The sequence below is a fragment of the Ekhidna sp. genome (assembly GCF_965228795.1).
Taxonomy (GTDB): domain Bacteria; phylum Bacteroidota; class Bacteroidia; order Cytophagales; family Cyclobacteriaceae; genus Ekhidna.
Window position 1 is genome coordinate 792292 of record NZ_OZ245839.1, and the last position, 21270, is coordinate 813561.

At 40.1% G+C, this 21270-nt stretch carries 17 protein-coding genes; 12 read left to right on the top strand and 5 right to left on the bottom strand.

Annotated features, from left to right (window positions below; translation table 11 throughout):
• Positions 1-76: 76 nt before the first annotated feature.
• Complete coding sequence (locus ACQK2H_RS03620; RefSeq protein ID WP_425390108.1) at positions 77-595, top strand: DUF2911 domain-containing protein; 519 nt, start codon at positions 77-79, stop codon at positions 593-595.
• A gap of 81 nt (positions 596-676) precedes the next feature.
• Here the strand turns inward: ACQK2H_RS03620 and ACQK2H_RS03625 are convergent, their stop codons facing one another.
• The 3 genes from ACQK2H_RS03625 to ACQK2H_RS03635 are packed head-to-tail and all read right to left on the bottom strand — an operon-like array spanning position 677 to position 5815.
• Positions 677-1552 carry a YicC/YloC family endoribonuclease gene (locus tag ACQK2H_RS03625; protein ID WP_425390109.1) on the bottom strand — a complete coding sequence of 292 codons (876 nt, stop codon included), beginning with the start codon at positions 1550-1552 and terminating at the stop codon, positions 677-679.
• Between the two features lie 23 nt (positions 1553-1575).
• Entirely contained in the window at positions 1576-4794 is a 3219-nt protein-coding gene (locus ACQK2H_RS03630) for a translocation protein TolB (RefSeq protein WP_425390110.1), read from the bottom strand.
• Entirely contained in the window at positions 4775-5815 is a 1041-nt protein-coding gene (locus ACQK2H_RS03635) for an NAD(P)/FAD-dependent oxidoreductase (RefSeq protein WP_425390111.1), read from the bottom strand. Before ACQK2H_RS03635 ends, ACQK2H_RS03630 begins: the two co-directional genes overlap by 20 nt.
• 39 nt (positions 5816-5854) lie before the next feature.
• Between ACQK2H_RS03635 and ACQK2H_RS03640 the strand changes: the two genes are divergently transcribed.
• From ACQK2H_RS03640 to ACQK2H_RS03670, 7 genes are all read left to right on the top strand, one after another.
• Entirely contained in the window at positions 5855-6493 is a 639-nt protein-coding gene (locus tag ACQK2H_RS03640) for an MBL fold metallo-hydrolase (protein WP_425390112.1), read from the top strand.
• A gap of 10 nt (positions 6494-6503) precedes the next feature.
• Positions 6504-7160 carry a CDP-diacylglycerol--serine O-phosphatidyltransferase gene (pssA, locus tag ACQK2H_RS03645; protein WP_425390113.1) on the top strand — a complete coding sequence of 219 codons (657 nt, stop codon included), beginning with the start codon at positions 6504-6506 and terminating at the stop codon, positions 7158-7160.
• A gap of 34 nt (positions 7161-7194) precedes the next feature.
• Positions 7195-10521 (top strand): type IX secretion system sortase PorU, encoded by a 3327-nt coding sequence (gene porU / locus ACQK2H_RS03650; protein ID WP_425390114.1) that lies wholly within the window; start codon positions 7195-7197, stop codon positions 10519-10521.
• Positions 10522-10621: 100 nt separating this feature from the next.
• Positions 10622-11833, top strand: a complete 1212-nt coding sequence (gene porV / locus ACQK2H_RS03655; protein WP_425390115.1) for a type IX secretion system outer membrane channel protein PorV — start codon at positions 10622-10624, stop codon at positions 11831-11833.
• A gap of 85 nt (positions 11834-11918) precedes the next feature.
• Entirely contained in the window at positions 11919-13115 is a 1197-nt protein-coding gene (locus ACQK2H_RS03660; RefSeq protein WP_425390116.1) for a pyridoxal phosphate-dependent aminotransferase, read from the top strand.
• Position 13116: 1 nt separating this feature from the next.
• Entirely contained in the window at positions 13117-14115 is a 999-nt protein-coding gene (locus ACQK2H_RS03665) for a bifunctional heptose 7-phosphate kinase/heptose 1-phosphate adenyltransferase (RefSeq protein WP_425390117.1), read from the top strand.
• A 17-nt stretch (positions 14116-14132) separates the two neighbouring features.
• A complete protein-coding gene (locus tag ACQK2H_RS03670) occupies positions 14133-16472 on the top strand; it encodes a response regulator (protein WP_425390118.1) in 2340 nt (779 codons plus the stop codon).
• Here the strand turns inward: ACQK2H_RS03670 and hemE are convergent.
• Entirely contained in the window at positions 16466-17488 is a 1023-nt protein-coding gene (gene hemE, locus ACQK2H_RS03675) for a uroporphyrinogen decarboxylase (RefSeq protein WP_425390119.1), read from the bottom strand. The two genes, ACQK2H_RS03670 and hemE, sit on opposite strands and share 7 nt — an antisense overlap.
• A gap of 79 nt (positions 17489-17567) precedes the next feature.
• Here hemE and sdaAA point away from each other — a divergent pair, with 79 nt between their 5' ends.
• Complete coding sequence (gene sdaAA, locus ACQK2H_RS03680; protein WP_425390120.1) at positions 17568-18476, top strand: L-serine ammonia-lyase, iron-sulfur-dependent, subunit alpha; 909 nt, start codon at positions 17568-17570, stop codon at positions 18474-18476.
• Positions 18477-18487: 11 nt separating this feature from the next.
• On the opposite strand, the gene ACQK2H_RS03685 is transcribed toward sdaAA, so the two are convergent.
• A complete protein-coding gene (locus ACQK2H_RS03685; RefSeq protein WP_425390121.1) occupies positions 18488-18940 on the bottom strand; it encodes a hypothetical protein in 453 nt (150 codons plus the stop codon).
• 92 nt (positions 18941-19032) lie between these two features.
• Here ACQK2H_RS03685 and ACQK2H_RS03690 point away from each other — a divergent pair, with 92 nt between their 5' ends.
• The 3 genes from ACQK2H_RS03690 to ACQK2H_RS03700 all read left to right on the top strand — a co-directional run bounded on the left by ACQK2H_RS03690 (position 19033) and on the right by ACQK2H_RS03700 (position 21269).
• On the top strand, positions 19033-19608 hold the full coding sequence (locus ACQK2H_RS03690) for an adenylate kinase (RefSeq protein ID WP_425390122.1): 576 nt from the start codon (positions 19033-19035) through the stop codon (positions 19606-19608).
• Between the two features lie 6 nt (positions 19609-19614).
• Positions 19615-20601: a GTPase ObgE gene (obgE, locus tag ACQK2H_RS03695; RefSeq protein ID WP_425390123.1), complete on the top strand. Its 987-nt coding sequence runs from the start codon at positions 19615-19617 to the stop codon at positions 20599-20601.
• A gap of 71 nt (positions 20602-20672) precedes the next feature.
• A complete protein-coding gene (locus ACQK2H_RS03700; RefSeq protein ID WP_425390124.1) occupies positions 20673-21269 on the top strand; it encodes a nucleotide exchange factor GrpE in 597 nt (198 codons plus the stop codon).
• Position 21270 lies beyond the last annotated feature (1 nt).

Genomic DNA, 21270 nt, shown 5'->3' on the forward strand with positions numbered 1-21270 from the left:
ACAAAACCTGAGTTTTAACGTGGAAATACAGACACTATAGCATAATGAAAACTTTAACCATTAAATAAAAACCCAAATGAAAGTATTAAGAGTAGCATCATTGTTTGCCTTTGGTTTGTTGATTGCCTTTTCAGGAAGTGCACAAAAAGATAAAAGCAAACGCCCTAGTCCTCCGGCTCAAGTCTCTAAGGAGGTAAATGGAACTAAAATCACTATCGATTACAGTAGACCTTCTAAAAAGGGTCGTGAAATTTTTGGTGGTTTGGAGCAATACGGAAAAGTGTGGCGAACAGGAGCGAACGAAACAACCTGGATCGAAGTGTCTAAAGATGTGGAAGTTGAAGGTGAAAAATTACCAGCAGGAAAATATGGATTGTTCACTGTGCCTGGCAAAGATGAATGGACGATTATTTTTAATACAAAATGGGATGGATGGGGAGCTTACGAATACAAGGAAGCCGATGACGTGTTAAGAGTCAAAGTAAATTCAGCTTCCACTGATGAAGTAGTGGAAATGTTTACCATTGATATTGAGGATAGCGGCGATGTGATCTTTGCCTGGGATCAAACCAAGGTAGAATTTTCAATTCGCTGATAAGAAATAGTTAAGTGTCTCAAAAGCGATAAACCGTCTCCTATAGATTTGAAACGGTGGAGATTTTTGAGACACTTTTCATTAAACAATATTCAAAATCTGCTCTTTGATTTTTTCCAATTCGTCTTTCATCATCACCACTGTACGTTGGATTTCAGCATGATTAGCTTTTGACCCGATGGTATTGATTTCCCTTCCAATTTCCTGAGAAATAAAGCCTAACTTTTTCCCGGCACATTCTTCCTTTTTGATTACTTCATCAAAGTAATCCAGGTGCTGCTTCAGTCGAACTTTCTCTTCAGAAATATCCAGTCGCTCCAAATAAAAAATTAGTTCTTGTTCCAATCGATTTTCGTCAACTTGAACCCGGTCTTTAATTTCATCTAGATTTTTCTGAATTCTGGTTCGGATATTTTCTGATCTGTCTGCATCATTATCCTCTACCGTTTTTAGACCGTTTCTGATATTAGAAATGTAATCAGATAGCTTTGTGGTAAGAGCTTCCCCTTCTTGTTTTCGGAAAGCAATGCACTTCGAAATGGCCTTTTCCAGGCTTGATTTTATGTCTTTCCATGGGAGTGATTCCGGATCCAATTCTTGTTGCTTAATTACTTCAGGTGCCTGCAAGGCTAGCTTGACTAAGTCCGAGGAATCTCCTTTCACGTCCTTGGCAAGCTGGGCAAATTTTGAGTAATAGGCATTGAAGCGCGCCTCATCCACCTGAACATCAAGGATGCTGTCAGCACTCACCTCCAGTTCCAATGTAAGCATGATTTTACCTCGTTTTAGCTGGTCAGTGATGATGTTTCTGATTTCCGACTCTCTGTCTGAGAGCTCTTTGGGAATCCGTGGAGAAAAATCTAAAAACTTGCTATTTAAGGCTTTTACTTCAGATTTAATCAATAGGTTTTGGCTGGCACGTTCATCACGTCCATACCCGGTCATGGATTGTTGCATAGTCTGCAAAGGTACGCTTTGGGTTAAAAATCGAGCCCTAAGGTGAAATAATATCTTCTGTCTTGTACTTCGCCATCAAGGTAGGGATGAGCCACATCAAACTTGATATAATAACCCAGAAGTACGGTTCTTAGACCGTATCCGAATCCTCCAAGCCATGGATTTTGAAATTTGACAATCTCAGCCTCAAATGGGCCTCTTTCAAATCTCCTTGTTATTGGTCTACCGTCTTTAAAAGGTGGAGATCCTGTCCAAACAGAGCCAATGTCGAAGAAACTAATGAGCTGGAAGTTTCTCAAGAAGTTTGACTTTATAGGGCCATTCGTGAGATACTGGAATAGAGGTACTCGAAGCTCACTATTGAAAACCAATACATCCGAGCCGTGTGCTTCGTTATAGTCCAGTCCCCTCAGGTTGGTGACAAATTCGTTGAATAGAATGTCGCTATTATTCTGATTGTTTCCAATGAAAAGTGGATCCTGCTCTCCCTGTATATCTTGTGAGGCAAACAGCCAGTTATCCATTCCTCCGAGCATATAGTCTTTCTTGGCCGGCCCTAATTGTTTGCCATATAGAATACGGTTCGCCCAGGTGATTTCTTTGTGGATTTTTTGATAATGCCTAAAATCAAAACGGATGTTACTGAAATTTAGATTTGAGTTAGTGGTATTGGCATGAGAAGTAAATTCCAATAATGCACGTGTGCCTTGATAAAGATTGAAGGATCGTTCGATGGCATTATCGAAAACAAATGCAATGCTACCGCCGATATATCTCTCACGATTATTATCAGCTTGTTCGGAAGCTTGACCGGTTACACTCAAATAATTCAGGTTAGTGAAAGAGGTCTCAGTGTAGAATGGCGATGCTTCCACTCTGAAAGTGTGGGTGATTGGAAGTGCAGCGGTAAGCTTAAATCTATTGAGTTTGTATTTGTGTCTCAAGGCATCATCCAGTGATTGATTTTCAAGAATATAGGTTTTACGATCAATTCGAGCTTTAAAGTCCATCCAATACTTGAGGTACTGAAATTCTGCAAATAAATCTCCTTGTTGAAAATCAGTTTTTACAAGCGCACCACCCTTAATCTTATAATTCTCCAGTACATCGTTTATTTCGGTTTCCATGAACATCATAAAATTCCGATATGGATCCCACAGAAATGAAGTGATTACATTGTTGAAATTGAACTTAGGGTTATACGGGATGGGTCCTATTCGCTCATTGTCTTGTTCGAAGCTTTGATATTTACTGAAGAATGATTCAGTCTCAAAGGTTGACTCTCCTTCGTCTTCAAAGACATAATTATCAGTATCTATCCAGTTTGGATTGTCTTCCTCAGTAGAGTCTTGCTCTATCTCATCTTCAAAAACAAAGTCATCCGTGTCTATTTCGTCTTTGGCTTCTTCCTCCTCAGGAGGGGGTTGGTTTTGCGCATTTTTTAAGACCCTGGAAACGACTCTGATGGCATTTTCTCTTCTTTTTCGTGGGGTTTCTGTTGTAAACTGGCTGCTCGTAAGGTTGGTGAGGGTATCAAGGTACACCCTTTTCTCTCCTTCGTTAAGCATAATGTATGTCAACCGATCGGGATCGAAATGCAAATCATAACTAATGATACTGCCATCAAAGTTTGTGACCTGTGTGGTAATCGAATCATATAAATCGTACCGATAAAGATTAGATATTCCCTGCTGATCGCTTATGTAATAGATTTCATTTATGTTCTTAACGTATGGCTTTCTGTCTTCACCATACGTGTTGGTCAATCTGTAAAAATTCGTTGTGGTGGTGTCCAGATCATAAACAAAAAGGTTGAAATTTTCATCAAGAGTTTCAAGCGGCACATCGGATACATTAACCGAATCACTTACTCTGTTGGAGCTGAATACGATTGCAGCAGTTCCGGGTACAAAAGTTGGATCTAAGTCGTCATAAGTGTCTCGTGTGATTCTACGAAGTGCATTTCGATTCATCGCAATGAGGAAGATATCATTCTGACCATCAATGTCACCTGATACAACTGCAAGCCTTCCATTGTCATTAAAGGAAAAGCTCTCGATTTGTCGAAAACGAGTTAATGGTTTCTGTCCTTTTTCCCCGGTTTCAACATTGAAAGTATTTAAATATAAAAACCCTCTCTTAAAGAGAATCACACCGAGAGTGTATTCATCTTGCCAGTCAAGCAGTGGCAGATGAGTGTCAACATCCTGGCCATTTATTCGGTAACCACCTGTGGTAATTTTGTTTGTTTTTCCGGAATTCAGGTCGGTTACATACACTTGATATTTTCCGTTCTTTAGCATGGCATAAGCCACCTTATCAGCATCTTTATTGAAGCTGATGGTGCTGGTAATGAGATCTTTTGAGTTATTAATATCTTTTAATAGTCGCTCTTCGCCGGTACTGATATAGTTTTCTTCTACTTCTACTTTCTGTAGGAGGTAATAATTTTTCCAGTCATTCAGGAAGTTTTTAAAAGATACGCCTAGTGTATTTGCAATACTATTTTCCTCTTTTCTGATGATCCTAGTCAGGTTCAATATGTTAGAAATATTGCCCTCACCGTATTTGACAGCTATGTAATTCCAAATACTATGTCCGACGATAGAGGCAGATTCACCATCAATTCGTTTGAGTTTTTTAATTTTTTTCCTGCCCATGTAGTCACGCAAATAGTCGTCCATTTCCCTAGACCAACCATATGCAAGATACCTGGCAGCTCCATCTATAAACCAATCAGGAAGTGTTAATAAATAGCTGTTTTGAAAAATCTCTGCAAGGCTTCCACCATACATCATATCGTTGATGAGCGTGCTAGAGAGTTTATAAATTAGGTCTTCTTTGAATTTATGTGCTTGACCCGGATAGGCTACTTCTAATTGAAGTTTTACAAATTCTGTTCGCCCACCGATAGTATAAACCGCACCATCAATGCCAACATTGCTTTGCTGAAGGTCATGGATAGAGTTGTAAATGAAAATTTTGGTTTTACTGTAGGGAGCATAGCCAAGCTTATCAGTAAGCTCCACAAACTCGTCTTCTAAAAAATTAATCGCCTCTAGTGCATACTCCTGACCTCCCGGATAGTAATAAATTTCAAAGTTATTAGTGCTGTAATAGTACCAATCAAAATTCTTATACTGGATACGATTTTGACCAAAGGGAGTCGTGTAATGCTGGCCAAATGCCACATTAACCAATATAAAAAGTGGAAATATGTATTTAATTAACCCTTTGAACATCTACTTCTTCATCCAATTCGTCTTGATCAAGCAATACATCTACGAAATGCTTCGCAAAATGTGGTGTTAAAGAAACACCTTTCGTGCCAAAACCATTAAAAATTCCTAATGTTTTATGCTTCGAATGAAAGCCAATATATGGTTTTCTATCGTGAGTAGCCGGTCGAACACCAGCTCTTTTATCCAGTATTTTATATGAACCTGAATACAACTTTTTTAAACGTTCCTCTAATGACTTAATCCCAGACTCCTGTGGCTCAAACGTAAGATTGTTATGATCATATGTTGAGCCAACTGTAAATTTATCTCCTTTTGGGATCATGAATACACCTTGATTGATGATATGATCAGAAGTCCATTCGCAGGCGATATCCATAATCTCACCTCTGACAGGTTTAAAGGGCAAATCCCAGAAAGGATTGTCACTTACTCCTTCGCAGAAAATCACTTTTTTAGCTTCTATACCCTGATAATTTACAGAATCTGCATTGAGTTCCATCTCCTCATAAACAAACACCTCACCACGATATATTCCCTTATCCACAAATAATGTTTTACTTGATTTAAGCATTGTGGGAATATCTACATATCCTGAATGGTTTAGAATGATACCTCCATAAGGATCTGCTATATTTTGATAACCAATAGAGTTGGTAGGAATTTCCTTGATATACTCATCATATATCTCGTTTCCTCTTTTCACTTCCCAGTCATTTTGATCTTCTATAGATTTAAATGGACGGTAGATGGGGGTTTTATGGAGAAAAGCCTGGTTGAGTTTTTTTTCTAATTGAGAGTACATGTTTTCAAGAGTAGGAAACAACTGGTCAGCCCTCCAGGTTTTCACCATTTTCCTGCCTGTAATTGGATTGTAGATTCCGGCAGCTCTTTTGGAAGACGTTTCATCTTTATCTTCGTCGAAGATGATCACTTTAAGGTCACGGTTTAGCATTTCATGCGCTAACCAGGTGCCTGCTAACCCTTGTCCCACAATCAAATAGTCTGCCTTTGTTAATCCCACTTTACTTTTGCGTTTTCAAAAGGACATAAAACTAAACAGATGAAGATAAAATCTTTTGTATTCAACCCTTTCTATGAAAATACATATGTACTCTCCAGCAAGAGTGGAAACTGTTTGATTTTTGATCCGGGATGCTATGAAGATTATGAGATAGCAGAGTTAAAAGAATACATCCACATGAACGATTTGAAAGTGGATGCAATCATTAATACGCATTGCCACATTGATCATGTACTTGGAAATGATGCCTTAAAATTGGAGTATAAAGTACCCCTGAAAATTCCCAAAAACGAAAAAGAAGTTTTTGATTCGGTTCCGGCTTATGCACCGCAGTGGGGAATGGCCGGTTATCGACATGCTGAAGTGGATGAGTATTTAATTGGAGGGCAAAACCTTGAGTTGGATGAAATCACAATGAAGATGATAGAAGTACCGGGACATTCTCCGGGACATTTGATGTTTTATATTGAAGAAGAAAGAGTGATCATTGGTGGTGATGTACTGTTTAGGGAAAGTATTGGAAGAACGGATTTACCTGGTGGCAATCATGACGATTTGCTTAGAAACATTCAGGATAAAGTTTATACACTACCGGATGAAGTAGAAGTGCTCCCTGGTCATGGGCCAGCAACTACTATCGGACATGAAAAGACGCATAATCCATTTGTAAAAGGATGATTAAACACGCATGAAAAAGCAGATTCCTAATATTCTGACTTGCCTAAACCTTGTAATTGGATGCGTAGGTATTTATTATACCATTACCAATCAAATGCCGGAGGCATTTTATTTTGTGGCGGTTGCCGGACTATTTGACTTCCTGGATGGATTTGCTGCCCGGATTTTGAACGTTCAGTCGGAAATTGGGAAGCAACTGGATTCACTTTCTGATCTGGTTTCGTTTGGGCTGCTTCCTTCATTTTTCATGCTTCAATGGCTTAGCAATACTTCTGACTATTATTGGGTAGCATTGATCATCGCAGTGTTTTCCGCAGTGCGTCTTGCGGTATTTAATGTCGATGACTCACAATCGGACAGCTTCAAAGGATTGCCAACACCAGCAAATGCAATAATGCTTACGTCATTAACTTTTGTTCCTTTTGAATTATACGAATACACCCTTATTAGTATTTGTGTTTTTTCAGCCATCCTTTTGGTTTCACCAGTACGATTGATTGCCTTAAAATTCAAAGCATTTTCATGGAAGGGAAATGAGGAAAGGTGGATTTTGTTGATAGGGGTTCTAACATTAATAATCGTCTTTAGGTTGACATTCATACCATTTCTAATCCCATTTTACATAGTGGTTTCAATCATTTCTTTTGTCGCAAGAAGTAGGTCATAGAATTTTTGTTAGGGGCAGGACGTTTATCATATCGATGAGAGTAAAATTCATTTTGATTGTATGCATGATTTGGAGCCAGATTACTTTGGGTCAGTCTTCTGTATTATCAAGTGGATCCTGGTATAAAATTGGCATCACTGAAAGTGGCTTGTATAAAATCGATAGAAATACATTGGATGTGCTGGGTGTCCCATCTTCATTCGACCCACGACAAGTAAAGCTTTATGGAAACGGTGTGGAAGGAGTTTTGCCACAGTTAAACTCCGAAGATAGACCTTCTGATTTGTTAGAAAATGCTATTTATATATCAGGTGAATCAGACGGCACATTTGATCAAAGTGACTTCATTTTATTCTATGGTGTAGGTCCGGATAAAGAATTGTGGATGGAAGCCGGCTTTGAATATGAAAAGAACATCTACTCAGATACTGCCTATTATTTTCTACGGATTGATGGTGCTCTAGGAAAAAGAATTTCATCTGAACCGAGTATTGATGGGGTTCCATCAGTGACTGTTTCATCTTTTGATGATGCTCTGATCTATGAAGAAGATGTGAATAACCTGATTTCTTCCGGGAGAGGCTGGTACGGTCAGACAATGAATTCTGGGGAATCTCAGAATTTCTCATACGCCATTGATGGCATTTCATCAGATCTGTCGCTTACACTAAGTGCAGTTAGTCAATCATCAGAGGGAGGGATTTTTAATGTCAATGTCAATGGATCTTCGGTTGGATCATTGTCAATTGCATCTGTACCAGATGGTCCTGGAACTACTTATAGTATCAAGGCAAGACAAGCGACTGATACTTTCACTATTTCTAGTGCATCCTCCTTTGATCTTCAGGTGCTTTTTGATGGAAGCTCATCTGGAGAGCGAGGATTTATTGACTTCTATACGATCACATTTAAAAGGAACTTAAGGCTATATAACTCTGCTACCACATTTAGGTGGAAAGAAAATTCCAATGAGCTTATTAAATATAGAATTGATGATGCCATTGGAGCCACTATCTGGAATGTGACTGATCCTGTGAATGCATTCAAACAAGACTACCTTGTTGAAAGCAATTCCATCGCCTTTCAGAGCCAGTCAAATAGTATAGAGGAATTTGTGGTCTTTAATGGTAGTGACTTTCCCACACCATTTGTTTTTGGAAGTGTGCCAAATCAAAATATTCGAGGAAACATCAGTCTCGATGGAATTATCGTCACTCATCCTCAATTTTTAAATGCCGCTAAACAACTGGCACAGTTTCATCAGGAGCATGATGGCCTTCAGGTTGGTGTAGTGACAACCATTGAGGTTTATAATGAATTTTCCTCAGGCAGACAGGATGTATCGGCAATCAGAGACTATGCCAGGTATGTATATCAAAATGGTGGCTCACTAAAGTATTTAACGCTTTTCGGCGATTGCTCTTACGATTACAAAGACCGAATAAACAGAAATACCAACTACGTTCCCACTTATGAATCAAGGCAAAGCTTTCACCCTATTTATAGCTATTCATCCGATGATTATTATGCGTTTTTTGGAGAAGATGAAGGGTTATGGATTGAAAATAATGCCGGAGATCACACGATGGAAATAGGTGTAGGTCGGTTACCTGCAAAAAGCCCGGAAGAAGCCAGCGCGATGGTCGATAAGATCATTTATTACAGCACCAGCCCAAATACCTTAGGCAAATGGAGATCAGAAATCACGTATGTTGCTGATGATGGAGATGCAAATATCCATGCCCGCCACGTAGAAGATTTATCTCAGCTCATCGATACAACCTATGCTCAATACAAGATCAATAAGGTGTTGCTGGATGCTTTTGTGCAGGAAGGAACAGGGTCTTCTGAAAAGTCACCTCAAGCAAGATCTGCACTAAAAACCCGAATAAAGAATGGAACCTTTGCTGTTAACTTCATAGGTCATGGAAATGAAAGGCTTTGGATGGAAGAAGAGATTTTCACAAAAGCAGACATTGAAGAGATGACCAATCTTGACAAGCTTCCGATTTTTGTAACGGCTACCTGTGAGTTTGGTCGGTATGATGATCCAATAGGAGTTTCAGGAGCTGAAGAATTATTGTTGTTAGAGCGAGGAGGAGGAATAGCCTTGCTGACAACCAGTAGGCCTGTTTTCGCCAGTACTAATTTCAGCTTGAATCAGGCGTTTCATGAAAACATCTTTAGAAAGGAATCAAATAAACACCTTAGGTTAGGTGATGTAATACGATTAACTAAAAATGAAGGACTGGAAGGAGCCGTCAATCGCAACTTCACATTACTTGGAGATCCGATGATGATTCCTGCTTATCCGGGATTGGACATTATTCTGAATGATCTGCCGGATACATTAAAGGCGCTTGAAGAAATAACTATTACTGGACGAATCGAATCAAACGGAGATTTAAAGGAGGATTTCAGTGGAAATTTGCTTGCTTCCATTTTTGATGTAGAGCAAACCTTTAAGACCTTAGGTCAGGAGAGCTCGCCATACACGTATTCTCTTCGAAGCAATGCATTGTTTCGCGGGGAAGCAACAGTCACTCAAGGTGAATTTTCTTTTTCATTCATTGTTCCGAAGAACATTTCCTATCAAAACTTAAAAGGTAAGATCAGTTTATACGCTTGGGATAAGGAGAGTAATCAAGATGCAGGAGGAGCGTCAAGAGATTTTGTGATTGGAGGGACTAATACTAAGCCCGGTGCTGATGATACTCCTCCAGGCATTAAGGCCTATTTAAATGACTCAACTTTCATTAATGGTGATGTAGTTGGAAATTCTCCGTTATTAATCGCTCGATTGGAGGATGAAAGCGGGATTACAACAACCAGTGCAGGAGTGGTGCAGGGAGTTACGCTAACATTTGAGGGAGAAGTAATTAACCTCAATGACTTTTATATTTCTGATAAGAATTCCTACAAAAAGGGTACAATTGTTTATCCCTTGCAAGACCTGGAGTCTGGAAAATATACAGCCACATTAAAAGTGTGGGATGTTTATAACAATGCTTCTGAAGCAACCATAGAATTTGAGGTTACCAATGAGCCAACGCTGTTTGTATACAATTCATTGGTCTATCCCAATCCGGTTGTCGGGTCTACAGTGTTTTCTTTTGAGCATGATCGTGAGGAAGAAGATCTGGAAGTGTCGGTGATGGTTTTTAGTTCTAAAGGAGAGGTGGTCAGCAGTAATGCTTATGTTTTCGAAAACAGTCAGCGCACGATTGAAATTCCATGGAATGCGCAAACCAACTCTGGCCGGTCATTGATCCGTGGGATATATTTTGGAAAATTGATTATTAGAAGCAAATTGGACGGAGCGGTAAAAGAAATCAATCAAAAGCTCGTTATAGTAAACTGAAATGGTTAGTAGTCATTGAAAATCACCACTTTTATCTAATTTTTTAACCTGTATTCACCTGATAATGTTAAGTTTGGCATCCTTTTATAACAACATACGAATGAGTCAATTTATTAAGAAGATTCTAACCGTTCTTCTTGTTTTGGTATCTGTTCTTTCATTTGGACAGTCTTCATTTATTTCAGGACAGGATAGTTTAAGAAATCCAATTACTGTGGCAGTTCCATTCTTAGGTTTTGCGCCGGACAGTAGAGCCTCAGCGATGGGTGATGTAGGTGTTGCTACTTCCCCCGATGCAAACAGTGCACACTGGAATAATGCCAAGTATGCATTTATTGATACGGATATGGGATTTGCATTTTCATATTCGCCATGGTTAGGAAATATCGTTGATGATATGTCACTCAACTATCTGTCATTCTACAAGAAAATCGATCAGACTCAGACTTTCGGCGCTTCTTTCAGATATTTTGATTTGGGAGAAATTGCACTTTATGATGAGTTTGCAAACCCTAACGGAGTTGAAAACCCAAGTGAGTTGGCAGTTGACGGGACATATTCCAGAAAGCTCTCTGAAAATATGGGAGTGGGAGTTACTTTACGATTCATTTGGTCAAATCTTGCAGGTAATATCACAGGAGCACCAGACGCCAAAGCTGGTACGAGTGTTGCTGTTGACCTGGGATGGTATTACACAAAGCCTTTCATGCTTTCTGGCAAGAATTCTGAGCTTTCTCTAGGTGCACATATTTCCAATATTGGCCAAAAGATTACGTATAGTTCAGATATCAATGAAAATTTTATACCGGCTAATTTCAGATTGGGTTCCGCATTTAAAACGAATCTGGATCCATACAATACAATTACACTGGCATTTGATATTAATAAGTTAATGGTGCCTTCTCCGCCCATTTATGAAACAGATGAAGATGGAAATGTGGTAACCAATAGCAACGGAGATCCGGTTATAGCAAAAGGAAAAGATCCGGACCGTCCATTATTATCAGGTACGTTTGGATCATTTAGCGATGCACCACGCGGGTTTAGAGAAGAAATACAAGAGTTGACTTACTCTGTCGGAGCTGAATATTGGTACAGAGATATTTTTGCAGCGCGTGCCGGCTATTTTTCAGAGCATGAAAATAAAGGCGACAGAAAATATTTCACCGTTGGTGCCGGGTTTAGGTATCAGATTTTTGGTTTTGACTTTTCTTACTTAATCCCTCAAGGCCAAAATCACCCTTTAGCAGATACACTTAGAATTTCTCTGCTTTTCAACCTGGATAAAGGCGCTGGTGAAAACGGCGAATAACTAATTTTTCAAAAAGCTTTAAAAAGAAGAGTTGACTCCTTTAGTTGACTCTTCTTTCTATTTTTGCGGCATAAAATCATTCACAATGAACGCACTCTCAAAACGTATTAAAAGCATTCCTGAATCTGCAACACTTGCCATGGCGGCAAAGGCTAGAGAAATGAAGGAAAAGGGTATTGAAGTAATTAGCCTGAGTTTAGGTGAGCCGGATTTCAAAACTCCCAAGCATATCCAGGATGGAGCCATAGAGGCAATAAAAACTGAAGAGTATTTTGCGTATCCTCCGGTTAATGGCTACCTCGATTTGAGAAGAGCAATTTCTGAGAAATTCGAGAGGGATAATGGCTTGAAATATGCTCCGGATCAAATTGTGGTTTCTAATGGAGCAAAACAATCCATTGCGAATGTATTCATGGCATTACTCAATCCTGGAGACGAAGTGATTGTGCTTACCCCATACTGGGTAAGCTACTCTGCCATGATTCTTTTAGCCGAAGGCACACCTGTCTTCGTGCGTGGTACGATCGAAAATGATTTTAAAGCCACTGCGAATCAGATCAAAGAGGCCATCACAGATAAAACCAAAGCGATCATCTTTTCTTCACCATGCAACCCGACAGGATCTGTTTTTACGCGAACAGAGCTAGAGGCAATCGCAAGTGTGCTTAAAGAAAGAGAAGATATTACGATCATCTCTGATGAGATATATGAGTTAATAAACTTCGGGGAAAAACATGAGAGCATCGGTACGATTGATGGAATGATTGACCGTACGGTTACTGTAAATGGTTTCTCGAAAGGGTACGCCATGACGGGATGGAGAGTGGGTTATATTGGTGCTCCTCAGTGGATTGCAAAAGCTGCCAGCAAGATGCAAGGGCAATATACTTCTGCGAATAGCTCGATCGCACAGCGTGCTGCTCTAAGTGCGCTTAATGGACCAATGGAGCCGTCTAATGAAATGGCGAAAGCTTATGAGAAAAGAAGATCTTTGGTTTATAACCTCCTTAAAGAAATTCCTGGATTTGAAGTGAACATGCCTCAGGGAGCATTTTATTTCTTTCCGAATGTGAGGCATTATCTCGGAATGTCACATGGTGATATAAAGATTAATACTGTCAACGATTTATGTATGTTCTTATTGGAAGACGCGCAGGTTTCATTGGTTACAGGTGAAGCATTCGGTGACCCGGAATGCTTAAGACTTTCTTACGCAGCTTCCGAAGAAGATTTGAAGAAAGCGATTGCTCAAATAACCGTTTCTCTTGCTAAATTATCTTGATATGAAATCAATTGAAGAGGTATTTGAAGGTTTTAAAGATAAGACGGTACTTGTAGTAGGAGATGTAGTTATTGACTACTACATGCGCGGAAAGGCAAGTAAAATATCCAAAGAAGCTCCGGTACCGGTGTTGGCACTTGAGAAAAAGGAAAGCCGGTTGGGAGGTGCTGCCAATGTGGCAATGAACTTACGTGCACTTGGTGCCACGCCTATCCTATGTTCGGTGGTTGGTGATGATCCTGATGGAGAAGCTTTTGAGCAGCTCCTGGAGTATGAAAACATGCCTAACAAAGGAATTATTAGGAGTCAGAACCGAATAACTACAACCAAGCTAAGGATCACTTCTGGATTGCAACACTTGATCCGTGTGGATAATGAAGATGTACATCCATTGATTGATTTGGATCAAAAGTCATTACTTCATCACATTAAAAATCTACTTGATGAGTGTGATTTAGTAATATTCGAAGATTACGATAAAGGAACGATAAATCCTGAAGTAATTGAAGAGACGATTAAATTAGCTAAGAGCAAAAACATTCCTATTGCAGTAGATCCAAAACGAAGAAATTTCACCAAATACCAGGGGGTATCATTATTCAAAGTAAATGTTGCTGACCTGCAGGATGGTCTGGATATTGAATTTGACGCACTTGATGAAAAGCAACTCGCTAATGCTGCCGGTCAGTTAAAAGAAAATGTTGCTGCGGATAATTATTTCATAACGCTATCTAAGAATGGTATTTTTTATGATTCTGGAAAAGAATCCGGAAAACTCAATTCACACCCAAGACAAATTGTGGAAGTATTGGGTGCAGGAGATACTGTGATTAGTATTGCCGGCCTTTGCTTGACATTAGGGCTACCATTGGAATTCATTGCTGAAATGGCCAATATCGGGGGAGGTATGGTCTGCGAATTACCAGGAGTAGTACCTATTGATAAGGAAAAATTGTTTCAGGAAGCAAAAGAGAATCCTATACTCAAAAAATATCTTTAATTTGGCTGTTGTCAGCCATGAAAAAGACTCTAATATTCCTGACCATTTTTCTTTCTACTCTATTCAATACTTCAGCTCAAGAAGTAATTGATGGAGTCATTGATCTATCCAAAGTTGATTTAAAAAACAATGCAGTTGCCTTAAATGGTGAATGGGAATTCTATTGGAAAGAGCTTGTTACCCCTGACTCGGTCGATTTCTATGTGAAAGATTATTACCGGTTTCCAAAACTGTGGAATGGAGGCATCACACGAAATGGGCAGGAGCTTACTGCACAAGGATACGCTACTTACAGGGTGAAGGTGATTCTACCGCCCAAGATTCCACAGTTAGCAATATCATTGGGAGAGTCCTACAATGCATACCTGCTCTACTATGATGGGTTTGAGATAGGAAAAAATGGAAAAGTCGGAAAATCACTCGAAACATCGGTTCCGGACTGGATGCCACAAGTGATTCCGGTTGCACGATTTCAAAATTCCATTGAGTTAATCATACAGGTTTCAAACTTCCGGCATACCAAAGGGGGAGTACGTGAGCCTATCATGATCGGAGATCGGAAAGTGTTAAATGCCAAAAGAGATTTCGACTTTAGTTATGACTTTCTCTTAAGTGGAAGTTTAATCATGGGAGGCCTGTTTTTTCTAGGTCTTTTCATGTTCGGCCAGCATGAGCGTTCAGTGCTTTTTTTCGCATTGTTTTGTCTGACATTCAGCTATCGAATGATCGGTAGTGGAGAGTACGCCATTCACGCGCTTTATCCAAATATGTCATGGGATCTGATCATCAGGGCAGAATACCTGGCGCTATTTATACCATGTGGGATTTTCACGATTTACAGCTATCTACTGTATCCCGAAGACAGTAAAAAGACCATACTGCTAGGGTTTTCAGTCATATCGGCCATCTTCTCACTTTTATCTCTTTTTGCCCCGACAGTCGTATTTACAAAATTGGTAGAGCCATTTTTTATCCTTGTAATCGTTGCGATTTTCTATTTGATCTATGTCTACTGGATCGCTTATAAGCGGAATCGAACGGGAGCCCAGTATGCGTTTGCTAGTACCGGGATTGTTTTTATGGTAGCTGTCTATTTGATATCGGTATACTTAACCCCGGTTCAAGAGAACACTTTTCTAACTTTTATTGGATTCATACTCTTCTTTTTCTTTCAGTCGCTCATCCTGTCTTACCGCTTTGCTCACTCACTTAAAAAGGCGAAAGATGCCGCTGAGTCAGCGTCAAAAGCAAAGACAGATTTCTTGAGTACAATATCTCATGAAATAAGAACCCCGCTCAATGCGGTGGTGGGAATCTCGCATTTTTTGATCAACGAGAACCCAAGAAAAGATCAAAAGGAAAGCCTTGAATCATTGCAATTTTCAGCAGAGCACTTGACAGCTCTGATCAATGATATTTTGGATTACAACAAGCTGGAATCCGGTGCAATTGAGTTTGAATTTACCGAGGTAAATCTTAAAACGCTATCAGCTAAAATCATCAAGGCCCACAGTGCCCTTGCCAAAGAAAAGGGACTGATTCTAGATCTCGAATTAGATGAAAAGATGCATCCTTTGGTTCTGGCAGATCAGACAAGAATCTACCAGGTATTGAACAATCTGATTAATAACGCGCTGAAATTCACCTCTAAAGGATACGTGAAGCTGAAGACGACACTGATAAGTGAGGATGAGCGAATCCAAACTGTACGCACAGAGGTGTTGGACTCAGGAATAGGAATTCCCTACGATAAGCAAAAACTGATATTTGAACGGTTTACCCAAGCCGGTTCTTCCACAACAAGGGAGTTTGGTGGTACGGGTTTGGGATTGGCAATCATTCGAAAGATATTAAACATGGTTGGGTCAGAGATTTATGTCAAAAGTGAGCCTGGATCAGGGACGATTTTTTGGTTTGATTTAAGTTTCAAGAAAGTGTTGCATGAAGAAGTAGATCAGGCTGAACAGGAAGAAGCAGATTCAAATATTATAGTGGGCAAAAAGATCCTTTTGGTGGAAGACAACCAGATGAATATAATGGTTGCAGAAAAATTCCTCAAAAAATGGGAACTACGTGTTGAGGTAGCTCACAATGGCAAAGAGGGGGTCGAGATGATGCAAGAGAATAAGTATGATCTGGTTTTGATGGATCTTCAAATGCCAATTATGGATGGCTATAAAGCCACACGGAAAATTAGAACGTTTGATGAAAAAACACCTATCATAGCGCTCACGGCATCTGCTTTGTTAAAAGTAAGACAGGATGTAATCGCAGCAGGGATGAATGACTACATCACTAAGCCTTTTGATCCAAATGAGCTGAAACGTAAAATTGCCTCATATATCAAATATCAGTGAGAGGATAGCTCTTTTACTGACTCGATGAAATACTTCACTTTTTCAGGATTAGTATCAGGATAGACACCATGTCCAAGGTTGGCAATGTGCGGATGATCTCCAAAAGCGGCTAGCATCTTCTTTGTTTCTTCTTTAATTAGCTCATTACTACCATATAGGGCGCACGGATCAAGATTTCCCTGCAGGGTTTTATTTGGCAAAGTTTTACGAGCTTCTTTTGGATCCATGTTCCAATCTAACCCTACTGTTCGGCAATTAATATCTTTCATTTCCGGTAACGCCCACCACGCTCCTTTTGCAAAAACGGTCACGGGTACATCATTTATCGCGTCACAAATCTTCGAGATGTATTTAAGTGAGAATTTGGAATAATGCTCAGTCGGAAGCACTCCCGCCCAAGAGTCAAATATTTGAATCATGTCAGCTCCGGCGGCAACTTGATTTTTAAGATAGCCAATAGTAGACTCAGTGATCATATCCAAAAGCTTATCTGCGAGAGCTGGCTCTGAATATAAAAGCCTTCTAGCCTTAGAAAATGTTTTACTGCCACCTCCCTCTATCATATACGAGAAAATGGTCCAAGGAGCGCCTGCAAAACCAATTAAAGGCACCCTTCCGTCCAGCTCCTTTTTTGTTAGCTTAATTGCCTCATACACATATCCCAGATCAGATGGATCTGCTACTTTAAGTAATTGAATATCGGATTCATTCCGAACAGTTTTAGGGAAGTGTGGGCCCTTCTTTTCCACCATTTCATAGGTGAGTCCCATTGCCTCAGGAATAACTAATATGTCTGAGAAAATAATCGCAGCATCTACTCCAAGTATATCCACCGGCTGAACTGTAACCTCAGCTGCAAATTGAGGGGTTTCAACCAGTTCTTTAAATCCTGACAAACTATTTCTAACTGCTCGGTATTCTGGCAGAATTCTTCCCGCCTGTCTCATCAACCACACTGGTGTTCGTTCTGTCTTTTCCCCTTGGGCAGCTCTCAGAATAAGGTCATTTTTTAGCATGGCCGCAAAAATACGAATGATAGTGAAACTCCTACCTCAATGCAGAAGTTATTGGGCCAAACAAATTGTATCTTTGAGTATGGGCGTACTATTTAACAGTTTCGAAGAGTGGAAAAAGGAATGTGAGAAAAATGACATCCCATTATTCAAACCAGTCCTTGATTTTGAGATAAATCAAAAAGGTAAAGCGGAAGATGATATCTGGTCAGGTATAGACCAGGCCTATCAGGTTATGAAGGAAGCCGTGAAATCAGGTTTGGATGAGGATATGAGTTCATACTCCGGTATGATCAACAATGGAGCTAAAAAAGTCATGAACTTTCCAAAGTCTGTTATTTCTCCTGAATTTCAAAAATTGGTAGCTCGGGCACTTGCGGCTAAAGAAGTAAACTCCTGCATGGGTAGAGTGGTAGCAGCCCCTACTGCCGGAGCGAGTGGTATTCTTCCAGGCACCTTGGTAACCTTACAGGAAATACATGACATTTCGGATAGGAAAATATATGAAGCGCTGTTGATTGGGGCTGGTGTAGCACTTATTTTGGAAAAACGGGCTTCAATAGCCGGAGCGGTAGGAGGATGCCAGGCAGAGACTGGATCTGCAGCAGCAATGGCGTCCGCAGGGATCACCTATTGTTTAGGTGGAAATAATGATCAGGTATTTAACGCAGTGGCAATAACCATTCAATGTATGCTTGGGTTGGTATGCGATCCGGTAGCAGGGCTTGTCGAGATTCCATGTGTCGTACGAAATGCTAGCGCAGCGGCTATTGCTAATTCATCGGCGCAAATAGCATTGGCAGATGTAAGCCCGGTTATTCCGGTTGATGAATGCGTGGATGCTATGGGAGAAGTAGGTCAAAGTATGGAGGCACGCTATAAAGAAACAGCTCAAGGTGGCTTAGCGGCAACACCAACAGGAAGAGCAATCTCGAAACGAGTCCTAATACAGGATATTGAGGTGATGGAAGATGAGACTGAAGAAGATTAACAGTCCTGATATTAAGTGGGGATAAAATCTTCAACCAGCCAAAAAGCGTGTTTTATTAGGAGAGTGATGATCACACTCCAAAGGATCGCACTAATCCACATCCATTTCAGGATAAGATTTTTCTTACTGCTTATTAAATTGATCAGTAAACCTCCTCCCGGAGGCGTTAAAATGAGTGGAGTAAGTAGACAGATCCCTTTGAGACCAAATTTTTTCCATAACATGACAAATCTTCGGTTTCGTTTGGTGAACACTCGCCGTTTCTTTTTTCTAAACCGGGAAAAGAATCCTCTGATCTCATCACCGAAGAAAGTGAATAGATAAATTGTGGTCATCATACCTAATGAAGTAAGTATGATCGTAGCAATTGTTGGCAATCCATTAGCCACTCCAAAGGTCGGACCGAACACAAATTTTAGTCCACTTAGGAAGTAAACGGTGAAGTATTTTAACACTGTTGCCATATTCGTGAGCTAACTTAGTGATACTAGTTTAAAATCAGGCTGCCCGAAACATTTTTAGCCCTTATCTTTGTCGCTTTTTACAAATTGAAGGTATGCTAAATATTATTTTGTTTGGTCCTCCGGGTGCGGGGAAAGGAACTCAAAGTGAGCGACTAATTGAGAAGTATGGGTTGTGTCACATTTCTACCGGTGATATATTCAGGTGGCATACCAAGAATGACACAGAGCTTGGCCAGAAAGTGAAGGAGATCATGGACAGTGGTCAGCTAGTTTCAGATGACATTACCATAGCCATGCTGAAACATGAGGTAGAAAAGAATCCGGAAGCTAAGGGCTTTTTATTTGATGGTTTTCCACGAACTGTAGATCAAGCCAAGGCATTGGATAATCTCATGGAATCGATGGGAACTAAGATTCATTCAGTGATTGAATTGAAGGTGACAGAAGAAGAAGTAAGACAAAGAATCGCCAAACGAAAGCAGTTAGAGAATAGAGCGGATGATGCTTCTGATAAACTGGATCGAAGGATCAACGAGTATTTCAATAAAACGGTGCACGTATTACCTTTCTATGAGGAACAAGGAAGGCTTGCTACTGTTAATGGCATTGGGGATATAGAGGAAATATCTAAAGAGATCGATAAAAAGGTCTCTGCCTTAGAGGTCTAAAGACCTATGGAATCCAACTTTATAGATTACGTAAAATTTTACGCCAAATCCGGTGATGGCGGAGCTGGGTCTGTGCATTTTCGGCGCGAAAAACATGTACCCAAAGGAGGTCCCGATGGTGGTGATGGCGGCCATGGAGGTAATATTATCCTGCGTGGAAATAGTCAGCTTTGGACACTCCTACATCTCAAATATCGCAAGCATATTACCGCAGAGAATGGTGGGCATGGTGAGGGAAATCGAAAATTCGGCAAAGATGGTGACAATATCATCCTTGAAGTACCTATCGGAACTATAGCACGTGATTCTGAAACCAATGAAAAATTGGTAGAAATCATGGAGGATGGAGAAGAAAAAGTGCTACTTCCTGGCGGTCAGGGAGGAAGGGGTAATGTCCACTATAAAACCCCTACCAATCAAACGCCAAGATATGCTCAGCCTGGTATCGAAGGCAAGGAAGCATGGATCATTCTCGAGTTAAAAATCCTTGCAGATGTGGGGTTGGTAGGTTTTCCCAATGCAGGTAAATCCACGTTGCTTTCAGTAGTTTCTGAAGCAAAACCTGAAATAGCAGGCTATCCTTTCACTACTCTGGTCCCAAACCTTGGAGTAGTTCCCTATAGAGATTATAAATCGTTTGTGATGGCAGATATACCCGGAATCATAGAGGGAGCTGCTGAGGGCAAAGGATTGGGGAATAGGTTTCTAAGACATATCGAACGAAATTCAATTCTGCTATTCATGATTCCTGCGGATGCAGACGATATTCGAAAAGAATATGACATCCTGCTAGGAGAGCTGCAAAAGCATAATCCGGAATTGATGGATAAAGATCGCTTACTGGCCATCACCAAATCGGATCTTTTGGATGAGGAGCTCATAACCGAAATGAAAGCAGAGCTTCCGGAAATTGAAACCTTATTTATTTCCAGTATTACCAATCAGGGAATTCAAGAGCTCAAGGATAAAATCTGGGGGTTTTTAAATAACTGACATATTGGCACACCCACGGGCATTGGCAAAGAAATTGTCAATAATTGAACGTCTTTAAGCATGATGACAGAATGAAGGAAACAAAAGAAAAAGTGAATAAAGAACAGGAAGTAGAAGAGCAGGAAGCTCAGTTGAAGGACGAGCAGGTGGAAGAAAATAAAGAGCAAGAAACTGCAGACGAAATGGAAGAGGCAGAAGCAAAAGAAGAAGCGTCTGTAGAACCTACGCTAGAAGAGCAGCTAGGAGAAGCTAAAGATAAATACCTGAGATTATATTCTGAGTTTGAAAATTTCAGAAGAAGAACTTCTAAAGAGAAACTTGATCTGATCAGTACAGCTAATAAAGACTTAATGGCTGATTTACTACCTGTGTTGGATGATTTTGATCGAGCTATGAATGCCTCTGAGGAGAGTGAAGACATTAAAGCTTTGAGAGAGGGAATGACATTGATTCAAAATAAGCTCAACAAATCGCTTCAGAATAGAGGGCTTAAAAAAATGGAAGTAGGTAAAGGGGATGAATTTGATGATGAAAAGCATGAAGCGATAACCCAGATACCTGCAGAGAAAGATCTTGAAGGAAAGATCGTAGATGTGGTTGAGCCTGGATACACGTTGGGAGATAAAGTGGTACGATTTGCAAAAGTGGTTGTAGGAGCTAAGCAATAAC

Coding starts and splice junctions, on each gene's coding strand:
- sdaAA (WP_425390120.1), top strand. CDS start 17,568: ATGGGCGTACTATTTAACAGTTTCGAAGAGTGGAAAAAGGAATGTGAG.
- ACQK2H_RS03665 (WP_425390117.1), top strand. CDS start 13,117: ATGAAATCAATTGAAGAGGTATTTGAAGGTTTTAAAGATAAGACGGTA.
- ACQK2H_RS03630 (WP_425390110.1), bottom strand. CDS start 4,794: ATGTTCAAAGGGTTAATTAAATACATATTTCCACTTTTTATATTGGTT.
- pssA (WP_425390113.1), top strand. CDS start 6,504: ATGAAAAAGCAGATTCCTAATATTCTGACTTGCCTAAACCTTGTAATT.
- ACQK2H_RS03670 (WP_425390118.1), top strand. CDS start 14,133: ATGAAAAAGACTCTAATATTCCTGACCATTTTTCTTTCTACTCTATTC.
- ACQK2H_RS03625 (WP_425390109.1), bottom strand. CDS start 1,552: ATGCAACAATCCATGACCGGGTATGGACGTGATGAACGTGCCAGCCAA.
- ACQK2H_RS03640 (WP_425390112.1), top strand. CDS start 5,855: ATGAAGATAAAATCTTTTGTATTCAACCCTTTCTATGAAAATACATAT.
- obgE (WP_425390123.1), top strand. CDS start 19,615: ATGGAATCCAACTTTATAGATTACGTAAAATTTTACGCCAAATCCGGT.
- porV (WP_425390115.1), top strand. CDS start 10,622: ATGAGTCAATTTATTAAGAAGATTCTAACCGTTCTTCTTGTTTTGGTA.
- ACQK2H_RS03685 (WP_425390121.1), bottom strand. CDS start 18,940: ATGGCAACAGTGTTAAAATACTTCACCGTTTACTTCCTAAGTGGACTA.
- ACQK2H_RS03660 (WP_425390116.1), top strand. CDS start 11,919: ATGAACGCACTCTCAAAACGTATTAAAAGCATTCCTGAATCTGCAACA.
- porU (WP_425390114.1), top strand. CDS start 7,195: ATGAGAGTAAAATTCATTTTGATTGTATGCATGATTTGGAGCCAGATT.
- hemE (WP_425390119.1), bottom strand. CDS start 17,488: ATGCTAAAAAATGACCTTATTCTGAGAGCTGCCCAAGGGGAAAAGACA.
- ACQK2H_RS03690 (WP_425390122.1), top strand. CDS start 19,033: ATGCTAAATATTATTTTGTTTGGTCCTCCGGGTGCGGGGAAAGGAACT.
- ACQK2H_RS03620 (WP_425390108.1), top strand. CDS start 77: ATGAAAGTATTAAGAGTAGCATCATTGTTTGCCTTTGGTTTGTTGATT.
- ACQK2H_RS03700 (WP_425390124.1), top strand. CDS start 20,673: ATGAAGGAAACAAAAGAAAAAGTGAATAAAGAACAGGAAGTAGAAGAG.